This is a genomic window from Mycobacterium kyogaense (genome assembly GCF_003254575.1).
In the GTDB taxonomy this organism is placed as follows: domain Bacteria; phylum Actinomycetota; class Actinomycetes; order Mycobacteriales; family Mycobacteriaceae; genus Mycobacterium; species Mycobacterium kyogaense.
In genome coordinates this window covers 1-457 of the sequence record NZ_QJUA01000118.1, presented here as the reverse complement: position 1 = coordinate 457, position 457 = coordinate 1, and the positions used below count along the sequence as shown (strand labels likewise).

The window sequence follows — 457 nt, the reverse complement described above, 5'->3', positions numbered from 1 at the left end:
ACATGAGGGACTGAAATGAAGACTGCCGTCACCGGAGCCGCCGGCTTCATTGGTACCAACCTAGTCAATCTCCTCGTGGAGAACGGCCATGACGTGGTCGCCATCGACCGCGTAGTGCCCAGCTCACCGGAGACCCGCGGCGCCGTGACCTGGGTATCCGGCGATGTACTCGACCTGGCGTCGATGACCAAGGCCCTCGAAGGCGTCGAGGTGGTCTACCACCTGGTGGCCGTCATCACCCTCAAGCACGAAGACGAGCTGTGCTGGCGCATCAACACCGAAGGTGCGCGTACCGTCGCGCAGGCCGCCCTCACCGTCGGAGCCCGCCGGATGGTGCACTGCAGCTCCATCGACTCGTACTCCAACAGCGTGTCCACCATCGACGAGAAGTCGCCGCGCTCGACGGGTGCCGACCTGCCCGTCTACCAGCGCTCCAAATGGGGTGGAGAAGTAGCTG

1 protein-coding gene is annotated in these 457 nt (G+C 64.1%); it reads left to right on the top strand.

Annotated features, from left to right (window positions below; genetic code table 11):
* Positions 1-15 precede the first annotated feature (15 nt).
* On the top strand, positions 16-457 hold a 442-nt coding region (locus DMB80_RS27825; protein WP_121497477.1), incomplete at its 3' end, for an NAD-dependent epimerase/dehydratase family protein.